Consider the following 5,053-nt stretch of genomic DNA (forward strand, 5'->3'; position numbering starts at 1 on the left):
ATAAAAAAAACCTGCCCCAGGACATACCCGGGGCAGGTTCTTTTTTATGCGGCAATACATCACTTTATCATCTCCAGTAACTTCTTCTCCAACTCCGATCCTCTTAAATCTTTAGCTACAATTTTTCCATCGCGGTCAACCAGGATATTCCAGGGAATGCCACGCACGTTGTAATACTGTGCTATAGCATTTTCCCGGCCTTTCAGGTCCGACAATTGCGTCCATGGCAGTTTATCTTCCTTAATGGCTTTCTTCCATTTGCCGGCATCGCTATCCAGGGAGATACCTACGATGGTAAAATCTTTGGATTTGAAAGTATTGTATGCTTTCAGCAGATTTGGATTCTCTGCGCGGCAAGGTCCGCACCAGCTGGCCCAGAAATCTATCAGCACATATTTTCCTTTAAAGCCGGCAAGAGAGATTTCATGTCCGCTGGAATCGGCCTGGGATAAATTTGCAATCGTGGCTCCTTCCGCGCTTCTTTTCATCATAGGAAGCATTGCAGCTATTCTTCTGCCGGAAGGCGTTCCGCGGCTTACTTCCGGAAGCAGTGTGTAAAGCGGGTAAACGATATTGTATTTGGGTCCTGAAATATCTTCGGCCATATCTTTTACCAGCTGTAATGAAAACAAATTGGCGGGATGCTCCTTTACGTACTTTTTAACATTTTCCGTATACCGGTTTCTTGCCAGGGAAAGCAGCTGTTCTCCTATTTTAAATCTCTCCTCCTGCGGGGCATCAGTGAGCTGTTGCAGCAATTCCTTTTGCTTTGGGCTAAGCTCCTTTGTGGAAGCATAGAAGCGGTTGGCTTCATCCTGCATATCGGAGCCTTCCAAACTGAAATTGGGTAATGAATCCGTGTTAACAGATAATTGCAGGTAGCCGATATCGGAGAAAAAGCTAAGCTGTTCGCGTTTGGGAAGTATGGTTGCATTCACCCGTTGTGATTCCTGCATTTCAGCCAGCCAGGTAAACTTGCCGTTGTGAATGGATACGGTATCATTCCGGTATTCATTGTCTTTATAATATTTAAAAACAATGCTGCTTTCATTCTCCCCTTTTATAGTGCCATCCATGCGCATGTTATATCCCTTGTCAAAGATGTCCATCAGCGTGTTCATCAGGTCCCTGTTGCGCTTGTTTTTGGCAATGATCTTACCATTGGGATCTATGAGTACATTCTGCGGGATTCCCTTGATACCGTATTGAACGGCGGCTTCATTGTTTCTTCCTTTCAGATCGGATACCTGCTGCCAGGGCATATTATCGTCCTTAATGGCCTGTATCCATTGGGTGCGATGCAGGGAATCGTCCAGTGATACGCCCAGCACGGTGAAGCCTTTATCTTTATAGGCGTTGTAGGCCCGCAGCACATTCGGATTTTCTGCGCGGCAGATACCGCACCAGCTTGCCCAGAAATCAACCAATGTATACTTGCCCCGGAAGGAGGATAGCTTAATGGTATTTCCTGCTACGTCTGCCTGTGTAAAATCCGGGGCGGGCGAACCCACCATTATTCGCCTGACATTGGCGATCTGCTTTAGCAGCGCTTTTCCATCTTCCGAATTTTTAAACCGGGGACTGAGCGCATCGAATAAAGGTGTAATCGTTTCGGGATCTAAACCTATACGATAATTATAAACCATATCCCAGGAGGCATAAGCATCCGGATGCTGCCTGATGATAGCGGCTACGCCCCCGTTAAATTTTGCCCTTACCTGTTCCATTTCCGCATCGATAGCCCGTACGGAATCTTTCATACCACGATTGTAATAGGCCCTTGTATTCAGGGAAGTAAAAGCAGGTGCATACTTTTCTCCATTGCGTACAAATTCATCCTGCACAGCGGTATTCGGGCTACCCGTTACCGTAGCTGCATCAATGGAACCGGTTGCGTTCATTTCAACTTTCCCCGGTTCCAGGTAAAAACGCCTGGAAACATATTTAGTAGCAGATGGTATCATATATATTCTCGCCGATGCCGGCCTGCTTAACCTGCCATTAAATACGAAATGCCCGTCTTTCTGCAACGTAACGGAATCAGTTGCCATTTCCCTCTCACTCAACTCATACTGGAGATAAAGTTTGCCGGTATATTGGGGGGCAGTTATCCGCCCCTGTAGTGTGAATGGCTTTGTATGGCCGGGTTGTGCCTTTGCCCCGGCCGTTCCGGCCATGAGCAGGGCGGCAGGCAGCCATTGCCTGAATAATGATGAGTAACGCATAATATGTTTGGTTTCTGTTTAGCTTAAAAGTATCCCTTGTTCTGGGTTAAGTTTACATTGGAATTGATAGCCGATTGCGGGATGGGATACAAGGCATCCGTTGCCTGCCACTGATCTCCTTTGAGATGAGATAATACTTCATCTGCCCTGGAAACAGCGGGATTACTTACACCCGGTAGTCTTTTCAGATCTAACCAGCGATATCCCCATTCACAGAAAAATTCAATGCGGCGTTCATGTTCAATAGCAGCCATCAACGTTGCTTTATCGGCAGCTTTAGTATTTCCTAAGCCAGCTCTTAACCGGACGCTGTTAATATCAGCTGCCGCGGCAGTATAATTGGATTGCTGCGTAAGCGCTTCCGCGCGGATTAAATACTGTTCAGACAGGCGTAATACCTGGTTATATTCTACCGCGCCAATACCTGCCATATACTTGTATTTTGCAGGATATGGATAATTAATGCCTCCATAGCTTTTATAACCAACCCAATTGGTTTTTCGCTTATCGCCCGGTTCAAAATCTTCATGGAGCCCGTCTTTCAATACAAATTTGGGTGTTGGACTCAAAGCAGAAGGAACAAAGTTGTTGGCTATCCATGAACTGGTAATGCCATTTACAAACTGGAGGATACCTTCCGGGTTGTTGGCCAGGAATACCTGGTCAACAGCCGTATTCATGCTAAAAAGCCCCGGGTTATTGATCACAGCGGTAGCCATACTTTCAGCCTGCTGCCATTTTCCCCTGTAAAGATATACCCTTGCCAACAGGGCATCTGCAGCCCAGGTAGTAGCACGTACGCGCTTACCGCCATAATAGTCCAATGTAGCAGGCAATACTTTTTGCGCGTCTGTAAGATCTTTTTCTATCTGGTCGTATACTGCATCCACGTTATCGCGGGGCTGCGTGGTAGTGCTATGCACATCGGTAGAGGTTACCAACGGTACGGCTCCATATTCATTCACTAAATAGAAGTAGCAGAATGCGCGTATGAACTTCGCCTCTCCTACCGTTCTTTGTTTGTACGCTTCAGATAAGGGAGATCCCGGCATCCCGGTGATAATAGAATTGGCGATGTACACATTTTTATAAATGGTGCTCCATAAACCTTCTACATAATAAACCAGCGGGGTTAAAGAGTTGTTTGTAAAGTCATCATAATAATTCATAGAATAGGCATAGCCCTCATCTGCCGACATGCTGTTGAACATAGTGATAGAAGTACCCATATCACTACCGGGATTCGGATTGGCAACATTCGCATATAAACCTATCATAGCTGCTTCCGCCGTGGTGGAGTCCAGGAACACGCTGTTGGAAGCCAGCTGGTCTTTTGGCGGCCCGATCTCTATCAGTTTCTTACAACTGCTCATCATTGATCCGGCCAATAACACCCAACAAGTATATAAAAAGAGTTGTTTTTTCATTTCTTTATTGTTTAAAGTGAACAATGGATACCGGCTGCAATTTGCCTTATCGGCGGCAATACAGCTCCGGCGGTTTCAGGATCAAATCCCAGGTAATTGGTGATGGTAAATAAATTCTGCGCCCTCACAAATGCCCCGGCTGATTTTAACCGGATTGATTTTGTCCAGGAAGATGGCAGCTCGTAAGAGAGGTTCAGGTTTTTCAGTCTTATAAAACTGGCGTCTGAATAGCTGGCGTCTGACAGCAGGTAGTAATTCTTATAGGCATAAGTGGCCGCGCTACCGGATAATACAGACGGTCTGAAACCATCGGAAATAATTTTATCGTCCTGGTTCGACAATCCGCCCGGCTGTATAGCTACCGAAGAGCGGACAGAGGATTTAGTTTGCTTCACGAACTGTAACAGGATATCCAGCTGAAACCGCCCGAGCTTGAATGAGTTGCTGAAGCCACCGTAGAAATCAGGCATACCGGAGGCTATCACCTGGTAATCTCCATTGGCTGTTTGTAACAACCCGGTTGTAAATTTTCCATCCTTGTTAAGATCTTCAACAGTGGCAATTCCATCTTTCAGGCCGGTATAGTGATAGCCGTTTAAATTGTTGATGGGTTGTCCTTCTATATAAACATAAGCATAGGCCGTTGTTTTCAGACCGGGGAAAGAGATGAGCTTATTACGGGGTATGGTAATGTTGAAAGAACTGTTCCAGGAAAAATTCCCACGGCTGATATTTTTTGTTTTCAGTTCAAACTCCCATCCTGAACTTTGTAACAGCGCAGGCATATTACCGGTAAAGGAAGAAAATCCTGATTGGGAAGACAATGGAGAAACTACCAGCTGATTATCTGTACGGCTGCGGAACCAGGAGGCAGAAAGGAAGATCTGGTCTTCCAGGAACCCGGTTTCCAGGCCAATATCCAATTTGCGGTTAGACTCCCAACCAAAATCAGGGTTGGCGCTCCGCAAAGGATAAATGCCGGTACTGCCATATTGGTAAAAAAGATTGCCATAGGATGCCAGGTATCCGTAATCGGGGATCTGGTCGTTCCCTGTAGTTCCGTAGCTGGCTCTGAGTTTGCCATAGCTCAACCACGGGAGTGCTGATTTTGTCCATTGTTCACTACTGAATATCCATGCTCCGCCAACGGACCCGAAATTACCGAACTGGCGGTTGGGACCAAAGCGGGAAGAGCCATCCCTGCGGCCTGTTAAATTAAAAATATACCGGTCTTTCAGTATATAATTTATACGTCCGAACCCGGAAACGTATTTGTATTCCCTGAAGCTGCTGCTTTTGTACGTAATATTAGAAGCGGCGGTCCAGGAACTCATCAGCTTATCGTTGGAGAAGCCCGTGGCCCTTACAGAATATGGCTCGGCAAAGCTGGATTGCTGCCAG

Annotated in this window: 2 protein-coding genes and 1 pseudogene; all 3 read right to left on the reverse strand. The window is 46.2% G+C overall.

The features are described from left to right. Positions 1-59: 59 nt before the first annotated feature. Positions 60-2,225 (reverse strand): redoxin domain-containing protein, encoded by a 2,166-nt coding sequence (locus VN105_RS25955; protein ID WP_325645724.1) that lies wholly within the window; start codon positions 2,223-2,225, stop codon positions 60-62. A 23-nt stretch (positions 2,226-2,248) separates the two neighbouring features. Continuing rightward, on the reverse strand, positions 2,249-3,652 hold the full coding sequence (locus VN105_RS25960) for a RagB/SusD family nutrient uptake outer membrane protein (protein WP_325645726.1): 1,404 nt from the start codon (positions 3,650-3,652) through the stop codon (positions 2,249-2,251). An 11-nt stretch (positions 3,653-3,663) separates the two neighbouring features. After that, positions 3,664-5,053, reverse strand: a pseudogene (locus tag VN105_RS25965) (hypothetical protein); the annotation flags it as partial.

Origin of the sequence: Chitinophaga sp. (assembly GCF_035564935.1) — a bacterium.
In the GTDB taxonomy this organism is placed as follows: domain Bacteria; phylum Bacteroidota; class Bacteroidia; order Chitinophagales; family Chitinophagaceae; genus Chitinophaga.